Origin of the sequence: Streptomyces huiliensis (genome assembly GCF_020037025.1) — a bacterium.
In the GTDB taxonomy this organism is placed as follows: domain Bacteria; phylum Actinomycetota; class Actinomycetes; order Streptomycetales; family Streptomycetaceae; genus Streptomyces; species Streptomyces huiliensis.
On the sequence record NZ_JAIQLH010000123.1, the window covers coordinates 1 to 18757 of the forward strand.

The following is an 18757-nucleotide window of genomic DNA, read 5'->3' on the forward strand; positions in this document are numbered from 1 at the left end:
GCGCAACCTGCTCAACGGAACTCCTCTTGCTCGCGCCTCGGAACGTGCGGCGGCGCGACCGACCCGTGGTACGGTCCGCCGCCCCCGATCCTCCCATGGTCGCGGCCGTATCCCGGCGCCGGTCCGGGTGCCGGACGTTTTCCGCCCGTTCCCAGGACGCCGGCGACGGTCAGCGGGCCGCGAGCGCGGCCTCTCCCGCGGCACGCATGGCGGCCAGCGGTGCCGTCGGGACGCCCGTCATCCGTTCGACCTGGAGCACCGCCTGGTGGACGAGCAGGTCGAGGCCGCCCAGCACCGTGCCGCCGCCCGCCGCCCAGGCCGCCGCCAGCGGTGTCGGCCAGGGCTCGTAGAGCACGTCGAAGAGGGTGCCGGGGTGGTCGGGGACGGCGGCCGCGAGGGCGTCCGTGGCCCCCGCCGGGGTGGTGGCGATGACCAGCGGGGCCTCGAACGCCTCGGCCGCGCGGGACCAGTCGGCGGTGCGGACGGCGACGCCGAGCCGTTCGCCCCACTGCCGCATCTCTGCGGCCCGCTCGGCGCTGCGCACGTAGGCGGTGACCTCGCCGGCGCAGATCCCGGCCAGCGCGGCGAGCGCCGAGGAGGCGGTGGCCCCGGCGCCCAGCACGGCCGCCCGGTCGGTCTTCTCCACGCCGCGCTCGCGCAGGGCGGCGACCAGGCCGGGGATGTCGGTGTTGTCGCCGGTGAGCCGGCCGTCCGCGCCGACGAGGACGGTGTTGACGGCCTCGACGGAGCGGGCGGTGTCGCTGACCTCGTCCAGCAGCGGGATGATCGCCCGCTTGAGCGGCATGGTCAGCGAGAGGCCGGCCCAGCTGCCGTCCATCCGCTCGACGAACGCCGGCAGCGCGGCCTCGTCGATCTCGTACCGGTCGTACGTCCACTCCCCCAGGCCGAGCGCGGCGTAGGCGGCGCGGTGCAGGACCGGGGAGAGCGAGTGGGCGATGGGCGAGCCGAGGACGGCCGCGCGGTGGCGTGTGGTCATTGGCCGGTCTTTCCGTGCTCCTGCCGGTACTGCTCCCGGTTCCTGTTGTGCTCCGCGTTGGTCACCGCGAACAGCGTCTTGTCCTCGTTGATCGAGACGAAGTAGTACCAGGGGCCGGAGGCCGGTTCCAGCGCCGACTTCAGGGCGTCCATGCCGGGGTTGCTGATCGGCCCGGGCGGCAGGCCCTTGATGTTGTAGGTGTTGTACGGGTCCTTGAACTTGCGCAGGTCGTTGACGGAGCCGATGTCGAGCGTGCTCTGGCTCTTGGCGTAGTTGACCGTGGAGTCGAAGTCCAGCAGGCCGTACGTCTCCTTGTTGTCCGGCTTGAGCCGGTTGTAGACGACGCGGGCGATCTTGTCGAAGTCGTGCTTGTACTTGCCCTCGACCTGGACGAGGCTGGCGACGGTGATGACCTGGAGCGGGGACTTCAGGCCCAGTTCCTTGGCCTTGCCCTCCAGGTCCTGCTGCTCGTAGTTGGCCTTCGCCCGCTTGACCATCTGCCCGAGGATCTCCTCCGGCTTGGTGCCCTTGCCCGCGTTGTACTGCGAGGGGAAGAGGAAGCCCTCCAGGGGGTCCTTGACGTTCGGGTCGGCGGTCGCCCAGTCGGGCAGTCCCAGGTTCTTCGCCTGGGCCTTGGCGACGTCCTTGGTGGTGCCCGGCTTGAGCTCCAGCTTCTTGTCGATGCTGCCGTAGACCTCGGCGGCCCGGATGCCCTCGCGGATGGTCAGCAGGTTCTTGGTGTCCGTCATCATCGTGACGGCGGACTCGGCCGACATCTCCTTGTGCAGGGTGTACGTGCCGGGCTGGATGAGCTTGGTGCCCGCCGCCTCGGTGAACGCCCGGGCGCTCTTGACCACGCCGTTCTTCTGGAGCAGATCACCCATCTGGGTGAGCCCGGCGCCCTTGGGGATCTCCACCTGCACCGAGCCGGTGCCCTGGCCGTCGTAGTCGGGCGCGGGGCCGTAGTTGGTCTCCCAGTAGTCGTAGCCGAGGTAGCCGAGGCCGCCCACGGCGCCGACCAGCACCACCGCGACGACCAGGCAGGCCGTGCCGCTGCGGCGCTTGGGCTGCTTCTTGCCCTTGCCGCCGGAGCCGCCGCCGCGCCGGCCCCGGCGCGGGGCGTCGTCTTCCTCGTCGGCCTCGTCGGCGTCCGCGACGCCGCCAGGGAGGAGGTCTATGGCCGGCGACGAGCGGGGGGCCGGGGCCGCGGCGGACTTGGAGAGCAGGGAGTGCTCGCCGGAGGACTCCTCCAGCCACTCCTCGTGCGGCTCCTTGGCGGGCGCCTGCTGCGGCACGCGCTGCTCGCCCGGGCGCGGGTGCTGACCGGTGTCGTAGGACTGCTGCGGGTGCTGACCGGTGTCGTACGCCTGCTGGGGGTGCTGCCCGGTGTCGTACGACGGATGCGGGTGCTGACCCGTGTCATAGGACTGCTGCGGGTGCTGACCGGTGTCGTAGGACTGCTGCGGGTGCTGACCGGTGTCGTACGCCTGCTGGGGGTGCTGCCCGGTGTCGTACGACGGATGCGGGTGCTGACCCGTGTCATAGGACTGCTGCGGGTGCTGACCGGTGTCGTAGGACTGCTGCGGGTGCTGACCGGTGTCGTACGCCTGCTGGGGGTGCTGCCCGGTGTCGTACGACGGATGCGGGTGCTGACCCGTGTCATAGGACTGCTGCGGGTGCTGACCGGTGTCGTAGGACTGCTGCGGGTGCTGACCGGTGTCGTACGCCTGCTGGGGGTGCTGCCCGGTGTCGTACGACGGATGCGGGTGCTGACCCGTGTCATAGGACTGCTGCGGGTGCTGACCGGTGTCGTAGGACTGCTGCGGGTGCTGACCGGTGTCGTACGCCTGCTGGGGGTGCTGCCCGGTGTCGTACGACGGATGCGGGTGCTGACCCGTGTCATAGGACTGCTGCGGGTGCTGACCGGTGTCGTACGCCTGCTGGGGGTGCTGGCCCGTGTCGTACGACGGCTGGGGGTGCCGGCCCGTGTCGTACATCTGCTGTCCACCGGGCTGCGGATGCTGACCGGTGTCGTACGTCTGCTGCTGGACGTGCGGGTGCTGACCCGTGTCGTAGGACTGCCCGTCCTGCCCCGGATAGCCGCCGCCCGTCCCGTAGTAGGCGCCGGCCCCGTCGGAGCCGCCGGGGTAGCCCCCGTCCGACGGGCCCGCCTGGCCCTGCTGCCCGTACTGCTGCCGGGAAGCGGAGTGGGGGTCACCGTAGTGGCCCCCACCGCCCTGCGACGACTGCTCCCAGCCGTACTGCTGCTGCTCGGGGAAGCGCTGGTCGGGATGGTGCTGGTCGGGGTGGTGCTGCTGACCGTAGTACGGCTGCTGCTGCGGCGGATGCTGCTGACCCTCGTACCCCGGGTCCCCGTGCTGGGGGTCGCCGGGATTCCACGGTTGGGAGCCGGAACCCCGGCCGTACTCAGTCATCTATCCCCTAGAGCCGCACAGCGGCAGCCGGGCGCCCCGGAGGGCGCGGGTCCGATCGTCTGGTCCTGTAGGGATGGCGTTCGAACGAGCTGCCATGTCGCGCGGAAGGTTACCGTATCGCGATCAGATGACCACTTCGACGGGTTCGCCCGGAGGGCGCCCCGACGTCCTTTCGGTCTCCAGGGCGTTCTGCAGGATGATCACGGCCGCCGCCTGGTCGACGACGGACCGCCCCTTCTTGGTGTTGACCCCGGACGCGCGCAGCCCCTGGGCCGCGGTGACCGTGGTCATCCGCTCGTCCACCAGCCGGACGGGCACCGGCGCGACGCGCCGGGCCATCTCCTTGGCGAACGTGCGCACCTTGGCCGCGGCCGGCCCCTCTCCCCCCTTGAGGGAGCGGGGCAGGCCGACGACGACCTCGACGGGCTCGTACTCCGCGACGATCGCCGCGAGCCGCTTGTGGGCCTGCGGGATGTCCCGTCCGGGCACGGTCTCGACCGGTGTGGCGAGGATCCCGTCGGGGTCGCACGAGGCGACCCCGATCCGGGCGTCCCCGACGTCGACGGCGATGCGTCTGCCACGTCGCACGGTCAGGCCGCTTCCGCCACGAGGCGCTCCACGGCGGCGATGGCGTCGGCCACGGCCTCCGGGTTCTGGCCGCCGCCCTGGGCGACGTCCGGCTTGCCGCCACCGCCGCCGCCGAGCGTCTTGGCGGCCGTACGGACCAGGTCGCCGGCCTTGAGGCCGCGCTCGCGGGCGGCCTCGTTGGTGGCGATGACGGTCAGCGGGCGGCCGTTGGCCACGGTGAACAGCGCGACGACGGCCGGGCGGCCGCCCTGGATCCGGCCGCGGACGTCGAGGACCAGCTTGCGCAGGTCGTCGGCGCCGGTGCCGTCCGGCACGGTGCCGGTGACCACGGCGATCCCGTGCACGTCCCGGGCGCCCTCGGCCAGCCCGGCGGCGGCCTGGAGCACCTTCTCGGCGCGGTAGCGCTCGATCTCCTTCTCGGCGTCCCGGAGCTTGGCGAGCATGCCCGAGATCTTCTCCGGCAGCTCCTCCGGACGGCCCTTGACCAGCTCGGTGAGCTGGGCGACGACCGTGTGCTCCTTGGCCAGGAAGTCGTACGCGTCGGCGCCGACCAGGGCCTCGACGCGGCGCACGCCGGAGCCGATCGAGGACTCGCCGAGCAGCTTCACCAGACCCAGCTGGGCGGTGTTGGCGACGTGCGTACCGCCGCACAGCTCCTTGGAGAAGTCGCCGATGGTCACGACGCGTACCCGCTCGCCGTACTTCTCGCCGAACTCGGCGATGGCGCCGGACTTCTTGGCCTCGTCCAGGCTCATGACCTCGGCGTGGACGTCGAGCTCATGGGAGAGGACCTCGTTGATCCGCTGCTCGACGTCGGTGAGGACGGTGCCGGGCACGGCGGTCGGGGAGCCGAAGTCGAAGCGGAAGCGGCCCGGCGAGTTCTCCGAACCGGCCTGGGCGGCCGTCGGGCCGAGCGCGTCGCGCAGCGCCTGGTGGGTCAGGTGGGTGGCGCTGTGGGCGCGGGCGATGGCCCGGCGGCGCTTGACGTCGATGACGGCGTACGCCGAGGCGCCGACCGTCACCTCGCCCACCTGCACGACACCCTTGTGGACGTTGACACCCGGGACGGGCTTCTGCACGTCACGGATCTCGACCACGGCACCGTTGTGCAGCTTGATACGCCCCTGGTCGGCCAGCTGGCCACCGCCCTCGGCGTAGAACGGCGTACGGTCGAGGACGATCTCGACCTCGTCGCCCTCGGAGGCGGCCGGCGACGGCACGCCGTCGACGAGCAGGCCGACGACGGTGGCCTCGTTCTCGGTGAGGGTGTAGCCGGTGAAGTCGGTGGCACCGGCGGTGTCGGCGACCTCGCGGTAGGCGGAGAGGTCGGCGTGGCCGGTCTTCTTGGCCTTGGCGTCGGCCTTGGCGCGGTCCCGCTGCTCCTTCATCAGGCGGCGGAAGCCGTCCTCGTCCACGGCGAGGCCCTGCTCGGCGGCCATCTCCAGGGTGAGGTCGATCGGGAAGCCCCAGGTGTCGTGGAGCAGGAACGCCTTGTCGCCGGAGAGGACCGTGCCGCCGGCGGCCTTGGTCTCGGTGACGGCGGTGTCGAGGATGTTGGTGCCGCCCTTGAGGGCCTTGAGGAAGGCGGCCTCCTCGGCGAGCGCGACGGTCTCGATGCGCTTGCGGTCCTCGACGAGCTCGGGGTACTGCTGCCCCATCGTGTTGATGATCACGTCGAGGAGGTCGGCGACGACCGGGCCGGTGGCGCCCAGCATCCGCATGTTGCGGATGGCGCGGCGCATGATGCGGCGCAGGACGTAGCCGCGGCCCTCGTTGCCGGGGGTGACGCCGTCGCCGATGAGCATCACGGACGTGCGCATGTGGTCGGCGACCACGCGCAGCGAGACGTCGGAGGCGTCGGCCTTGCCGTAGGCGACGCCGGTGAGCTCGGTGGCCTTGTCGATGACGACGCGCAGGGTGTCGGTCTCGTACATGTTCCGGACGCCCTGGAGGATCATCGCGAGGCGCTCGAGGCCGAGGCCGGTGTCGATGTTCTGGGCGGGGAGGTCGCCGAGGATCGGGAAGTCCTCCTTGCCGTCGCCGGCACCCCGCTCGTACTGCATGAAGACCAGGTTCCAGATCTCCACGTACCGCTCGTCGTTGACGGCCGGGCCGCCCTCGGCGCCGAACTCGGGGCCGCGGTCGTAGTTGATCTCGGAGCAGGGGCCGCAGGGGCCGGGGACGCCCATGGACCAGAAGTTGTCCTTCTTGCCCAGGCGCTGGATGCGCTCGGCGGGGACGCCGACGGTGTCCCGCCAGATCCGCTCGGCCTCGTCGTCGTCCTGGTAGACGGTGATCCAGAGCTTCTCGGGGTCGAGGCCGTAGCCGCCGTCGGCGACGGACGAGGTCAGCAGCTCCCAGGAGAGCTTGATCGCGCCCTCCTTGAAGTAGTCGCCGAAGGAGAAGTTGCCGCACATCTGGAAGAACGTGCCGTGCCGGGTGGTCTTGCCGACCTCCTCGATGTCCGGCGTGCGGACGCACTTCTGCACGCTGGTGGCGCGGCTGAACGGCGGCTTGACCTCACCCAGGAAGTAGGGCTTGAAGGGCACCATGCCCGCGGGCACGAGGAGCAGCGTCGGGTCGTCCGCGATGAGCGACGCCGACGGCACGACGGTGTGCCCACGCTCTTCGAAGAAGCGCAGCCAGCGGCGGCGGATTTCAGCGGACTCCATCAGTGGTCCTCTTTCCGGGTCAGCGAGTGGTGGGGATGGGTGGGTTCGACGACGACGAGGTGCGGCCGTCCGGCGGGCAGCGCCCGGGCCTCCTCCGGCTCCGGTGCGGCGGTGAGGCCGAGCGCGTCCTTGAGCGCCGCCTCGCGGTGCGCCATGCCGTCGCGGACGTCGAGCGCGAAGTGCTTGACGCGGCGGCCGGCGAGCACGGCCCGGTCGGCCGCCTGGAGCGCGAGGCTCTCGGGGGTGAGCTTGTCCAGGGTGCGGTTCACCTTGGTGGTGGCCCACACTCCGGCGGCCACCCCGGTGGTGAACCAAAAAGCACGGCGGAACATTTCCGGATCAGCCCTTCCCACGGGTACGACGGCCGCCGCGCCGGGCGGACGGCAGTTTCTTGCCGACGCTCCGGCCGGTGACCACGGTGCGCTCGGGTTCGGCGGGGGCGCCCTTGCGCCCGATCGCCCGCCGCACGCCGTAGCCGAAGGCGGCGACCTTCACCAGCGGTCCGCCGAAGGCGGAGGAGACGGTGGACGACAGCGCGGAGGCGTTGGCGGTGACCTCCTGGACGTCCGCGGCGATCGAGTCGACGCGGGCGAGCTGGGTGTGCGCGGACCGGACGGTCGCCGAGGCGTCGGCCAGCAGCGGCACGGCCTGTTCGGTGACGTCGGCGACCAGCTTGGTGGCCGCTTTCAGCGTCTGCGCGAGCCGTACCAGGACGAGGGCGATGAAGGACACCAGGATCGCCCAGAAGACGGCCACGAGGATCCCGGCCACCTCTCCACCGGACACTGCACCGCTCCCTGCTGTCATCGCTGGTCACACGTAATGAAACGTCGGGTACCGACCTTATCGCGCCGTGGGTGGCGGCCCGTACTCCGTTTCGAGGCCCGGAGCGCCCCGGAAAACGCGGCGGCCCGCCGCCCCGCCGCCACGAGGGCGGGGGGACGGCGGGCCGGGCGTGAAGGAGGGTCCTACGGCCGACTTATCGGGCGTAGTACTCGACGACGAGCTGCTCGTCGCAGATGACCGGGATCTCCTTGCGGTTCGGGTCGCGGTCCAGGCGGAACGCCAGGGCCTGCAGGTTGACCTGCAGGTAGCGCGGGGTCTCGCCCTCACCCGCGTAGCCACCCTCGCGGGCGACCTGGAAGGGGTGCTTGGCGCGGCTGCGCTCGCGGACCATCACGACGTCGTCGGGACGGACGCGGAAGGACGGCTTGTCGACCTTCTTGCCGTTGACCTCGATGTGGCCGTGGACGACCATCTGGCGGGCCTGGTAGATGGTGCGGGCGATGCCGGCACGCAGGACCAGGGCGTCCAGACGACGCTCGAGCTCGATGACCAGCGCCTCGCCGGTCTTGCCCTCGGCCTTCTTGGCACGGTCGTAGGCGCGCGCCATCTGGCGCTCGCTGATGTCGTACTGCGCGCGCAGACGCTGCTTCTCGAGCAGACGGACCTTGTAGTCCGAGTTCTGCTTGCGGCCGCGGCCGTGCTCGCCCGGCGGGTAGGGACGGGCCTCGAAGTACTTGACGGCCTTGGGCGTCAGGGCGATGCCGAGCGCACGAGACTTCTTGACCTTGGGACGCGACTGGTTAGGCACGTTCTCCAGACCTCCGAAATAGGTTAGGTTAGGCTCACCTTACTCAAGGAGATCGCATGTCTCGCCCGGGGAACACCAGTCACGTCACGGACAGCACGAAGAAGGCCGACGCAACTGATGGCGCCGGTACGACGGAGGTCCGATCAGATCGTGGTCAGCCGCGTCCCAGCGGACTTGAAACCGCCCGGCTGCCGTCAGCAGCCGAGCGCACACGAACTCTCGTACAGAGTACATGCTCGGCGGTACTGCTCGTTCCCGGCCTGGACGCCGGCCGCTCCGACCTCCTCGCCCCCGAAGTACGGACCGTCGGCCCCGACGGCGACGTCTACCTCGTCCACCCGGCCGACTCCCCCGTCGTCCGCGCGGCGACCCACGCCGAGGACGACGACCTCCCCGCCGTCCTGGAGCTCACCGACGTGGCCCCGGTCTCCGTCCCCAACCGCATCCGCGGCCGCGCCTGGCTCTCCGGCTGGCTCACCTGCGTCCCCGGCGTCACCGAGCCCGGCCGCATGATGCTGCGGCTGGAGCTCGGCGACATCTCCGTGGACGACCTCTGGGGCATCGAGACCGTCTCCCCCGACGACTTCGCGGGCGCCGCGCCCGATCCGCTGGTGGAGTACGAGGCGGAGCTGCTCCAGCATCTCCATGCGGGGCACGGGGATCAGGTGCAGGGGTTGTGGCGCCTGCTTGACGCCCGGCGGCAGGACACGGGCGCCGCCGTACCGCTGGCTCTGGACCGCTTCGGCTTCCGCGTCCGCTTCACGCGGGACGGCTCCGGCAGCCCGGCCGAGCGGTCGTTCGACGCGCGGTTCGAGTTCCCCGAGCCCGTGCGGGATGTGGCGGGGTTGCGGCGGGAGATGCACCGTCTGTTCGACGCGGCGGGGGAATGAGGGGTGGGGTGCCCCGGTCCCGCCCCTTCGCCGATTCCTGGGGCTGCGCCCCAGACCCCGCTGATCGCGGCTCCGCCGCTCGTCCTCAAACTCCCCCAGAGGGGGCACCCCCAACGGGCTGAAAGTGCCACCTCAGGCACCATCCAGCCCGTCCGGCGATTGAGGACAACCGCGCGGAGCGCGGTTTCGGGGGTGCGGGGCCCTCCCCGCAAGAAACGGTGAAAGGGCGGGGCTGGGGCTCACTCCCCCCGCAAACGCTCCCGCACCCGCTCCACCACCTCCGCGTACCGCCCCTCCGCCCCATGCCGAGTAGGCGAGTAATACCGCTTCCCGTGCACCGCATCAGGCGCGTACTGCTGAGCCGCGATCCCCCCATGCAGATCGTGGGGGTACTGATACCCCTCCCCATGCCCCAGCTTCGCGGCCCCCTTGTAATGCCCGTCCCGCAGATGCGCGGGCACCGGCCCGGCGAGCCCCGCCCGCACATCGGCCAGGGCCGCGTCGATGGCGAGATAAGCCGCATTCGACTTCGGCGCCAAGGCCAGCGCGATGGCCACCTGCGAGAGAGTGATCCGCGCCTCGGGAAAACCGATCAGGGCGACGGCCTGCGCCCCGGCGACGGCGGTCTGCAGAGCCGTGGGATCGGCGAGCCCGATGTCCTCACTGGCGGAGATCATCAGCCGCCGCGCGATGAACCGAGGATCCTCCCCCGCCTCGATCATCCGGGCGAGGTAATGCAGGGTGGCGTCGACATCCGACCCCCGGATGGACTTGATGAGAGCGCTCGCGACGTCGTAGTGCTGATCGCCGTCGCGGTCGTACTTCACCGCGGCCCGGTCGACCGTCTCCTCCAGCGTCGACAGGGTGATCTCGCTCTCGCCCTTGTCGAGCGCGGCCCCCGCCGCCGCCTCCAGGGCGGTCAGCGCCCGCCGCGCGTCGCCGCCAGCGATCCGCAGCAGGTGCGCCTCCGCGTCGTCGGGCAGCGTCACCGCGCCGCCGAGCCCGCGCTCGTCCGCCACCGCGCGGTGCAGCAGCCCGCGCAGGTCGTCGTCGGTGAGCGCCTGGAGGGTCAGGAGCAGGGAGCGGGAGAGCAGCGGGGAGATGATCGAGAAGTAGGGGTTCTCGGTGGTGGCGGCGATCAGAGTGACCCAGCGGTTCTCGACGGCGGGGAGCAGCGAGTCCTGCTGGGCCTTGCTGAAGCGGTGGATCTCGTCGAGGAAGAGGACGGTCTCCTTGCCGTAGCCGCCGGAGGCCCGGCGGGCGCCGTCGATGACGGCCCGGACCTCCTTGACCCCGGCGGTGATCGCGGACAACTCGACGAAGCGCTTGTTGGTGGCCTGGCTGACGACGTACGCGAGGGTCGTCTTGCCGATGCCGGGCGGCCCCCAGAGGATCACCGACGAGGGCCCGGCGGGCCCGCCGCTCGCCTCGCCGACCAGTCGGCGCAGCGGCGACCCGGGCTTCAGCAGATGGCCCTGTCCGACGACCTCGTCGAGGGTGCGGGGGCGCATGCGGACGGCCAGGGGACTGCTCGACGGGTCTTTCTCCCGGCGGTCCTCTTCTGCGGCGGTGAACAGGTCGGGTTCCACGTCCGAAACCCTATGCCACCCCACTGACAACGCCGCCGGACGGTAACCGTCCGGCGGCGTTGAAGCTGGTCAGAGAGGCAGGCTCAGGACTGGCCCGTCCAGAACGACCACCAGTTCGTCAGGATCGCCAGCCCGATGACGCCGATCCACAGCACCGGCACCACCCAGTGGAACTCCAGCACCGCGCCCCGCACCGCGTTCGGCAGCGGGATGAAGCGGTGCCGGATGTTCTGCACGGTGACGTAGCAGAACATCACGATGGTGGCGACCCAGGCGAGGCAGCACCACAGGCAGAGCGAGCCGATGACGTACAGCGACTCGTACTGGAGCCAGGTGCAGAAGCCGACGCCGAAGAGGGTGCCGGCCTGCATGCCCAGCCAGTACCAGCGCGGGAAGCGGGCGCCGGAGAGCACCGCCAGGCCGATCGCGATGATCGCGCCGTAGCAGACCAGGCCGAGCATCGGGTTGGGGAACCCGAAGGCGTGGGCCTGCTCGCTCTCCATGATGTTGCCGCAGGAGACGATCGGGTTGAGGCTGCACCCGGGGGTGTAGGTCTTCCCGTTCGCCTTGGCCTCAAGGATCTTGTTCTTGTCGAGCGTGATGACCCAGGCGGCCAGCAGCCCCATGGCACCGGTGATGACGAGCAGCAGCCCGAAGGCACGGCTGCCGCCCACCGCGCCGGTGGCGGGCCCGTCCCGCTCGGCGCCGTCGGTGTCGGAGCGGTCAAGAGCCGAGGTCGTCATAGCGGCGTAGATCCCATCAGTCGTCCGATGCGCCCATTCTGCACCAGGCGGGGGCCGATCAGCCCTGCCTGGAGCGGAGTTCACCCACGACGGCGTCGATCGCGACGGCGGTCTGCTCGCCGCTGCCCAGGTCCTTGAGCTGGACGACGCCCTCGGCCAGGTCCCGTTCGCCCGCCACCAGGGCGTAGCGGGCGCCGGAGCGGTCGGCCGACTTCATGGCGTTCTTCAGGCCCTTGCCGCCGAACGCGAAGTCGGCGGCGACGCCGGCCCGGCGGAGTTCGGTGACGACGCCGAAGAGGACCCGGCGGGCCTCGTCGCCGAGCGGCACGGCGTAGACCTCGGTGACGGCGGGGAGTTCGAGCTCGATGCCCTCGGCCTCCAGCGCCAGCACCGTGCGGTCGACGCCCAGCGCCCAGCCGACGGACGGCAGGGCCGGGCCGCCGATCATCTCGGACAGGCCGTCGTAGCGGCCGCCGCCGCCGACCGCGGACTGCGCGCCGAGGCCGTCGTGGACGAACTCGAAGGTCGTGCGCGTGTAGTAGTCCAGGCCGCGCACCAGCTTCTCGTCGTCCTCGAACTCGACGCCCGCCGCGGTCAGCAGCGCGCGCACCTGCTCGTGGTACTCCTTGCACGCCTCGCAGAGGTGGTCGCGGAGCATGGGGGCGCCGACGAGCTGCTTCTGGACGGCCTCGCGCTTGTCGTCGAGGACGCGCAGCGGGTTGATCTCGATGCGGCGGCGGGTGTCGTCGTCCAGGTCGAGACCGCGCAGGAAGTCCTGGAGCGCGGCCCGGTAGGCGGGACGGCACTCCTTGTCGCCCAGCGAGTTGAGCAGCAGGCGGAAGTTCTTCAGGCCGAGCGACTTGTACGCGTCGACGGCCAGGATGATCAGCTCGGCGTCGAGCGCCGGGTCCTCCGCTCCGATGGCCTCGGCGCCGACCTGCGAGAAGTGGCGGTAACGGCCCTTCTGCGGGCGCTCGTAGCGGTAGTACGAGCCGGAGTACCAGAGCTTGACCGGGAGGTTGCCGCCCTTGTGGAGGTTGCCCTCCAGCGCGGCGCGCAGCACGGAGGCGGTGCCCTCGGGGCGCAGCGCGAGGGCCTCCTTGCCGCGCTGGGTGAGGGTGAACATCTCCTTGGTCACGATGTCGGTGGATTCGCCGACGCCGCGGGAGAACAGCTCGACGTTCTCGAAGCCGGGGGTCTCCACATAGCCGTAGCCGGCCCGCCGCACCGGCGCGGCGATGGCCTCGCGGACGGCGAGGTAGACCGCCGAGTCCGGCGGGGTCAGGTCGTAGGTGCCCTTGGGGGCCTTGAAAGTGCTCACGAAAGCTTCGTCACATTCCTCGTCGCGGAGCCGGGGTGCCGGTTCCGGGGCCGTACTGCGCCTGGGCCACTTCCCGCAGGTACGGGTTGGTGGCGCGCTCGCGGCCGATGCTGGTCTGGGGGCCGTGGCCGGAGAGGACCACGGTCGAGTCGTCGAGGGGCAGGCACACGCGGGCCAGGGACTCGAGTATCTCGGCGTGGTCACCGCCGGGCAGGTCGGTGCGTCCGATGGAGCCGGCGAACAGCAGGTCGCCCGAGAAGAAGACCGACGGGATGTCGTTCGTTTCGGGCAGCCGGAAGGTCACCGACCCCTTGGTATGGCCGGGCGCGTGCGCGACGGTGAACTCCAGACCGGCGAGGTCCAGCGTGCTGCCGTCGGTGAGCTCCTTGACGTCGTCCGGCTCCCCCACGGTCAGCTCGCCGAGGAGCTGGGCGCCGATGGAGCGGCCGAGGGCCTTCTCCGGGTCGCTCATCATGTAGCGGTCGGCGGGGTGGATCCAGGCGGGGACGTCGTGGGCGCCACAGACGGGGACGACCGAGGCGACGTGGTCGATGTGGCCGTGGGTGAGGACGACCGCGACGGGCTTGAGCCGATGCTTCCTGAGTGCTTCCTCGACGCCCTGGGCGGCCTGGTGGCCCGGGTCGATGATCACGCACTCCTCACCGGCGGCGGGGGCGACCAGATAACAATTGGTCCCCCAGGCCCCGGCGGGGAACCCGGCAATCAGCACATTCGTCCTTAATGTCGGCCTGCTTCGGTGCGGCAGGGATCCGGCGCGGCGTGCCCGGCCGGTGCGCCGGTCACGTTTATGCCGGTTCAGAGCCTACCGGCGGCACCTCCGCCGCCGCGAACCCGTATACGGTACGGGCACGCTCGCAACAAGCGTTCCGACGGACGAGACGGCACGAGGAGACGACCCGGTGGTCAGTAACGAGCAGCGGCGGCGGCAGCTCGCACGGGAGAAGTTCGAGCGGCAGCAGCAGCGCCGCGAGGCGCAGCGGCGCAAGGCCCGCAACCGGAACGCGTTGATCGCGGCCGGCCTCGCCGTGCTGATCGCCGCCGGCGGTACGGCGGTCGCCGCCGGCGCGCTGGGCGGCGACGACAAGAAGGACGACAAGGCGTCGGCGGACGCGACCCCCAGCGAGCTCCCCACCCCCTCCAAGGGCCCGGACCCGTGCGCCAAGCCGGCGGCCGGCAGCCCCGCGAAGAAGACGTGGAAGTCGGAGCCGGCGATGACGGTCGACACGTCCGCCTCCTACACCATGGACCTCAAGACCACCTGCGGGTCCATCGACCTGAAGCTGGACGCGGCCAAGGCCCCCCACACCGTCAACTCGCTGAACTTCCTGGCGGGCCAGGGGTACTTCGACCACACCAAGTGCCACCGCCTCACCGGTGAGGCCGCGGGCATCTACGTCCTCCAGTGCGGCGACCCGCAGGGCACCGGCGCGGGCGGCCCCGGCTACACGCTCGCCGAGGAGAACCTCAAGAGCGAGCTGCTCCAGGAGCCGAAGGACGAGCAGCTCAAGCAGGCGAAGATGAAGATCTACCCGGCCGGGACGATCGCCATGGCCAAGACCCAGCAGCCGCATTCGACGGGCAGCCAGTTCTTCCTGGTCTACAAGGACAGCCCGCTGCAGCCGGACTACACCCCGGTCGGCACGATCGGCGCCGAGGGCCGCAAGACCCTCGACAAGATCGCCAAGGCCGGGATCCAGGGCGGGGCCCCGGACGGACCGCCCAACGCCACCGTGGTGGTGGACAAGGCGACGGTGGCGAAGAGCTGATTCCGCACCCGTGGCCGAGCAGCGAAATTTCGGTCGCGGGATACGGACAGCCGGGCCACCGGTCGCCTATGTTGGCGTTGTGTAGGGTGCCTGCTCCGGCGGCTGCGAGGCGCCCGAAACAGCACCGATCGCAGTGAAATGATCAAGCCGCCGGACCGGGCGGGGCGCGGCTCCGCCGGGGACAACTGTGGACGATGCGCGCGGGCCGCGAACGGCCCCCGCATCATGTGGAGGAGGCGCTGTGAGCAGCGACCCGTGGGGCCGCGTCGACGAGACGGGGACGGTGTACGTGCGTACCGCCGACGGCGAGAAGGTCGTCGGCTCGTGGCAGGCGGGGAGTCCCGACGAGGCCCTCGCCTACTTCGAGCGCAAGTACGAGGGCCTGGTCGTCGAGATCGGCCTCCTCGAGCGCCGGGTCAAGACCACCGACCTGTCGGCCAAGGACGCGATGACCGCCATCGACCACCTGCGCTCGCAGGTCGACGAGCACCACGCGGTCGGCGATCTGGACGCGCTGCGCGGGCGGTTGGACAAGCTCGTCGAGACGGTCGACAAGCGCCGCGAGGAGCGCAAGGCGGCCAAGGCGAAGCAGACGGACGAGGCCAGGACGGCCAAGGAGGCGCTGGTCGCCGAGGCCGAGGAGCTGGCCGCGAGCGAGCAGTGGCGTTCCGCCGGCGAGCGGCTGCGCGCCCTGGTGGACACCTGGAAGGGCCTGCCGCGGCTGGACCGCAAGACCGACGACGAGCTGTGGCACCGCTTCTCGCACGCCCGCTCGGCGTTCTCCAAGCGGCGCAAGGCCCATTTCGCCTCGCTGGACGCCCAGCGCGAGGACGCCCGCAAGGTCAAGGAGAAGCTGGTCGCCGAGGCCGAGGCGCTGTCCGGTTCGACGGACTGGGGTGCCACCGCCGCCCGCTACCGCGAGCTGATGGCCGACTGGAAGGCCGCGGGCCGCGCCCAGCGCGAGGCCGAGGACGAGCTGTGGGCCCGCTTCCGGGGCGCGCAGGACGTCTTCTTCCAGGCGCGCGGCGAGGTGTTCGCGGAGCGCGACGCCGAGCAGCAGGGGAACCTGGCCCTCAAGGAGGAGCTGGTCGTCGAGGCGGAGAAGCTGCTGCCGGTGACCGACCTCAAGGCGGCCCGGGCGGCGTTCCGTTCGATCAACGAGCGCTGGGAGGCCATCGGCCACGTGCCGCGGGACGCCCGGCCGAAGATCGAGGGCCGGATGCACGCCGTCGAGCGGGCCATCCATGAGGCCGAGGAGGCCGAGTGGCGGCGGACCAACCCGGAGGCGCGGGCGCGCGCGGCCGGGCTGACCGGGCAGCTCCAGGACGCGGTCGACAAGCTCCAGGCACAGATCGACAAGGCGCGCGCCGCGGGCAACGACGCCAAGGCCGAGAAGCTCGGCCGGGAGCTGGAGGGCCGCAAGGCGCTGCTGGACCAGGCGCTGAAGGGCCTGCAGGAGTTCGGCGGCTGAGCGGTCGCGCATGACGAAGGCCCCCGGCGGACGCCGGGGGCCTTCCGTCGTTCTGGGCCTACGGCCTGCGGGCCGACGTCACGCGGTAGACGTCGTAGACGCCCTCCACCCCGCGTACCGCCTTCAGGACGTGCCCGAGGTGCTTGGGATCGCCCATCTCGAAGGTGAACCGCGAGGTGGCCACCCGGTCGCGGGAGGTCTGCACGGCCGCGGAGAGGATGTTGACGTGCTGGTCCGACAGGACCCGGGTGACGTCCGAGAGCAGCCGGGACCGGTCCAGCGCCTCCACCTGGATGGCGACGAGGAAGACGGACGACTGGGTGGGCGCCCACTCGACGTCGAGGATCCGCTCGGGCTGCTGCGAGAGCGAGTCGACGTTGACGCAGTCCGCCCGGTGGACGGAGATGCCGTTGCCGCGGGTGACGAAGCCGATGATCGGGTCGCCGGGGACGGGGGTGCAGCAGCGGGCGAGCTTGACCCACACGTCGTCCACGCCCTTGACGACCACGCCCGGGTCGGCGGACGAACGCCGCTTGGAGCGGCCGCGGATGGGCGCCGACTCCTCGATGTCCTCGGTCGCCGCGTCCTCGCCGCCGAGCGCCTGGACGAGCTTCTGGACGACGCCCTGCGCGGCGACGTGGCCCTCGCCGATGGCCGCGTAGAGCGAGGAGATGTCGGGGTAGCGCATCTCGTGCGCGAGGGTGACGAGCGAATCGCCCGTGAGGATGCGCTGGATGGGCAGGTTCTGCTTGCGCATCGCGCGGGCGATGGCGTCCTTGCCCTGCTCGATCGCCTCGTCCCGGCGCTCCTTGGAGAACCAGGCGCGGATCTTGTTGCGCGCGCGGGGGGACTTGACGAAGCCCAGCCAGTCGCGGGACGGGCCGGCGCCGGGCGCCTTGGAGGTGAAGACCTCGACCAGGTCGCCGTTGTCCAGGGTCGATTCGAGCGGCACCAGCCGCCCGTTGACCCGGGCCCCTATGGTGCGGTGACCGACCTCGGTGTGGACGGCGTAGGCGAAGTCGACGGGCGTGGCTCCGGCGGGCAGCGCTATGACGTCACCCTTGGGCGTGAAGACGAAGACCTCGTTGCGGGAGAGGTCGAAGCGCAGCGACTCCAGGAACTCGCCCGGGTCCTCCGTCTCCTTCTGCCAGTCCAGCAGCTGCCGGAGCCAGGCCATGTCGTTGACGGTGTCCTGGTTCTTGCCGGCGTTCTTCGGCACGTCCGTACGGATCTTGGAGGCGCCGGCGACGGCCTCCTGCTTGTACTTCCAGTGCGCGGCGATGCCGTACTCGGCGCGGCGGTGCATGTCGAACGTCCGGATCTGGAGCTCGACCGGCTTGCCGCTGGGCCCTATGACCGTCGTGTGCAGCGACTGGTACATGTTGAACTTGGGCATCGCGATGTAGTCCTTGAACCGGCCGGGGACCGGATTCCACCGCGCGTGCACCGTGCCGAGGGCGGCGTAACAGTCGCGGACGGTGTCGACGAGGACGCGGATGCCCACCAGGTCGTAGATCTCGGCGAAGTCCCGGCCCCGCACGATCATCTTCTGGTAGACGCTGTAGTAGTGCTTGGGCCGGCCGGTGACGGTGGCCTTGATGCGCGCGGCGCGCAGATCGGCCTGGACCTCGTCGGTGACGATCGCCAGGTACTCGTCCCGCTTGGGGGCGCGCTCGGCGACGAGGCGGACGATCTCGTCGTACATCTTGGGGTAGAGGATCGCGAAGGCGAGGTCCTCCAGCTCCCACTTGATGGTGTTCATGCCCAGCCGGTGCGCCAGCGGGGCGTAGATCTCCAGCGTCTCGCGGGCCTTCTTCTCCTGCTTCTCCCGCTTGAGGTAGCGCATGGTGCGCATGTTGTGCAGACGGTCGGCGAGCTTGATCACCAGGACCCGGGGGTCCTTGGCCATGGCGACGACCATCTTGCGGACCGTCTCGGCCTGCGCGGCCTCGCCGAACTGCACCCGGTCCAGCTTGGTGACGCCGTCGACGAGCAGGGCGACCTGGTCGCCGAAGTCGCGGCGGAGGTCGTCGAGGCCGTACTCGGTGTCCTCGACGGTGTCATGCAGCAGCCCGGCCATCAGGGTCGCCGGGTCCATGCCCAGCTCGGCCAGGATGGTGGTCACGGCGAGCGGGTGCGTGATGTACGGGTCGCCGCTCTTGCGCTTCTGCCCGCGGTGCCAGCGCTCGGCGACCTGGTAGGCGCGCTCGATCTGGCGCAGCGTGGACGAGTCCGCCTTGGGGTCGTTCCCGCGGACGATGCGGAGCAGCGGCTCCAGCACCGGGTTGTACGGGCTCTGCCGCTGCACGCCCAGCCGGGCGAGGCGGGCGCGGACGCGGCTGGAGGAGGCGGAGCGGGCGCTGGGCGGCGGCGTGGGCCGCGGGCCGGCGCTCTCCTTGACCAGGCCGCCTCCCGGGGCGTCCTGCGGCCGTCCCCGCTTTCCGGGCTCGGGCGCGGCCGCGCCCTGCGGGCGGCCCGTGGGCTCGGGCGTGCCCGCGGCAGCCGCGGCGTCCGGTGCGGGCTGGTCGGGCTGTGCCGCTGGGGATGCCCCCGGACGGAGTCTGGGGGAGAGCGGCTGGGCCTTGTCTGGCAAGAGCACTCCTCATGCGGGGTCCGGTCCCCGAACAGGTCCGGACTGCCATGGTATCGATCCGGGCCGGGGAGCCGCCT

15 protein-coding genes are annotated in these 18757 nt (G+C 71.1%); 3 read left to right on the plus strand and 12 right to left on the minus strand.

Going from position 1 to position 18757, the window contains the following annotated elements; translation table 11 throughout:
- Nucleotides 1–169 precede the first annotated feature (169 nt).
- The 7 genes from JNW98_RS21375 to rpsD form a co-directional block, all read right to left on the minus strand.
- Nucleotides 170–997 (minus strand): shikimate dehydrogenase, encoded by an 828-nt coding sequence (locus tag JNW98_RS21375; protein ID WP_223769874.1) that lies wholly within the window; start codon nucleotides 995–997, stop codon nucleotides 170–172.
- Nucleotides 994–3432, minus strand: coding sequence for an endolytic transglycosylase MltG (mltG, locus tag JNW98_RS21380; protein WP_308015642.1), 2439 nt, complete (start codon nucleotides 3430–3432; stop codon nucleotides 994–996). Before mltG ends, JNW98_RS21375 begins: the two co-directional genes overlap by 4 nt.
- Before the next feature lie 123 nt (nucleotides 3433–3555).
- Nucleotides 3556–4026 (minus strand): Holliday junction resolvase RuvX, encoded by a 471-nt coding sequence (gene ruvX, locus JNW98_RS21385; RefSeq protein WP_185946195.1) that lies wholly within the window; start codon nucleotides 4024–4026, stop codon nucleotides 3556–3558.
- The gene (gene alaS, locus JNW98_RS21390; protein ID WP_223769875.1) at nucleotides 4023–6692 is read right to left on the minus strand and encodes an alanine--tRNA ligase; all 2670 of its coding nucleotides are present in this window, start codon (nucleotides 6690–6692) and stop codon (nucleotides 4023–4025) included. The genes ruvX and alaS overlap by 4 nt, the downstream gene beginning before the upstream one ends.
- Complete coding sequence (locus JNW98_RS21395) at nucleotides 6692–7024, minus strand: DUF6167 family protein (protein ID WP_040888971.1); 333 nt, start codon at nucleotides 7022–7024, stop codon at nucleotides 6692–6694. Before JNW98_RS21395 ends, alaS begins: the two co-directional genes overlap by 1 nt.
- A gap of 7 nt (nucleotides 7025–7031) precedes the next feature.
- Complete coding sequence (locus tag JNW98_RS21400; protein WP_223769876.1) at nucleotides 7032–7478, minus strand: DUF948 domain-containing protein; 447 nt, start codon at nucleotides 7476–7478, stop codon at nucleotides 7032–7034.
- Nucleotides 7479–7671: 193 nt separating this feature from the next.
- Entirely contained in the window at nucleotides 7672–8286 is a 615-nt protein-coding gene (gene rpsD / locus JNW98_RS21405; RefSeq protein ID WP_004942368.1) for a 30S ribosomal protein S4, read from the minus strand.
- 188 nt (nucleotides 8287–8474) lie between these two features.
- Between rpsD and JNW98_RS21410 the strand changes: the two genes are divergently transcribed.
- On the plus strand, nucleotides 8475–9176 hold the full coding sequence (locus JNW98_RS21410; protein WP_223769899.1) for a DUF2470 domain-containing protein: 702 nt from the start codon (nucleotides 8475–8477) through the stop codon (nucleotides 9174–9176).
- 239 nt (nucleotides 9177–9415) lie between these two features.
- Here the strand turns inward: JNW98_RS21410 and JNW98_RS21415 are convergent, their stop codons facing one another.
- From JNW98_RS21415 to JNW98_RS21430, 4 genes are all read right to left on the minus strand, one after another.
- The gene (locus tag JNW98_RS21415) at nucleotides 9416–10765 is read right to left on the minus strand and encodes a replication-associated recombination protein A (RefSeq protein ID WP_223769877.1); all 1350 of its coding nucleotides are present in this window, start codon (nucleotides 10763–10765) and stop codon (nucleotides 9416–9418) included.
- Between the two features lie 83 nt (nucleotides 10766–10848).
- Nucleotides 10849–11508 (minus strand): vitamin K epoxide reductase family protein, encoded by a 660-nt coding sequence (locus JNW98_RS21420; RefSeq protein WP_223769878.1) that lies wholly within the window; start codon nucleotides 11506–11508, stop codon nucleotides 10849–10851.
- Between the two features lie 58 nt (nucleotides 11509–11566).
- On the minus strand, nucleotides 11567–12829 hold the full coding sequence (hisS, locus tag JNW98_RS21425) for a histidine--tRNA ligase (protein ID WP_223769879.1): 1263 nt from the start codon (nucleotides 12827–12829) through the stop codon (nucleotides 11567–11569).
- A 10-nt stretch (nucleotides 12830–12839) separates the two neighbouring features.
- Nucleotides 12840–13559 carry an MBL fold metallo-hydrolase gene (locus JNW98_RS21430; protein WP_223769880.1) on the minus strand — a complete coding sequence of 240 codons (720 nt, stop codon included), beginning with the start codon at nucleotides 13557–13559 and terminating at the stop codon, nucleotides 12840–12842.
- A 190-nt stretch (nucleotides 13560–13749) separates the two neighbouring features.
- On the opposite strand from JNW98_RS21430, the gene JNW98_RS21435 reads away from it, so the two are divergent.
- Together JNW98_RS21435 and JNW98_RS21440 are read left to right on the plus strand one after the other, a co-directional pair.
- On the plus strand, nucleotides 13750–14616 hold the full coding sequence (locus JNW98_RS21435) for a peptidylprolyl isomerase (protein WP_223769881.1): 867 nt from the start codon (nucleotides 13750–13752) through the stop codon (nucleotides 14614–14616).
- Between the two features lie 241 nt (nucleotides 14617–14857).
- The gene (locus tag JNW98_RS21440) at nucleotides 14858–16087 is read left to right on the plus strand and encodes a DUF349 domain-containing protein (RefSeq protein ID WP_223769882.1); all 1230 of its coding nucleotides are present in this window, start codon (nucleotides 14858–14860) and stop codon (nucleotides 16085–16087) included.
- A gap of 58 nt (nucleotides 16088–16145) precedes the next feature.
- Here the strand turns inward: JNW98_RS21440 and JNW98_RS21445 are convergent, their stop codons facing one another.
- Nucleotides 16146–18680, minus strand: a complete 2535-nt coding sequence (locus JNW98_RS21445) for a RelA/SpoT family protein (RefSeq protein WP_223769883.1) — start codon at nucleotides 18678–18680, stop codon at nucleotides 16146–16148.
- Nucleotides 18681–18757: the final 77 nt, after the last annotated feature.

What these genes read in the sequence shown, in the direction of transcription:
- mltG (WP_308015642.1), bottom strand. Translation starts at nt 3,432, where the DNA reads ATGACTGAGTACGGCCGGGGTTCCGGCTCCCAACCGTGGAATCCCGGC.
- alaS (WP_223769875.1), bottom strand. Translation starts at nt 6,692, where the DNA reads ATGGAGTCCGCTGAAATCCGCCGCCGCTGGCTGCGCTTCTTCGAAGAG.
- JNW98_RS21395 (WP_040888971.1), bottom strand. Translation starts at nt 7,024, where the DNA reads ATGTTCCGCCGTGCTTTTTGGTTCACCACCGGGGTGGCCGCCGGAGTG.
- JNW98_RS21420 (WP_223769878.1), bottom strand. Translation starts at nt 11,508, where the DNA reads ATGACGACCTCGGCTCTTGACCGCTCCGACACCGACGGCGCCGAGCGG.
- JNW98_RS21375 (WP_223769874.1), bottom strand. Translation starts at nt 997, where the DNA reads ATGACCACACGCCACCGCGCGGCCGTCCTCGGCTCGCCCATCGCCCAC.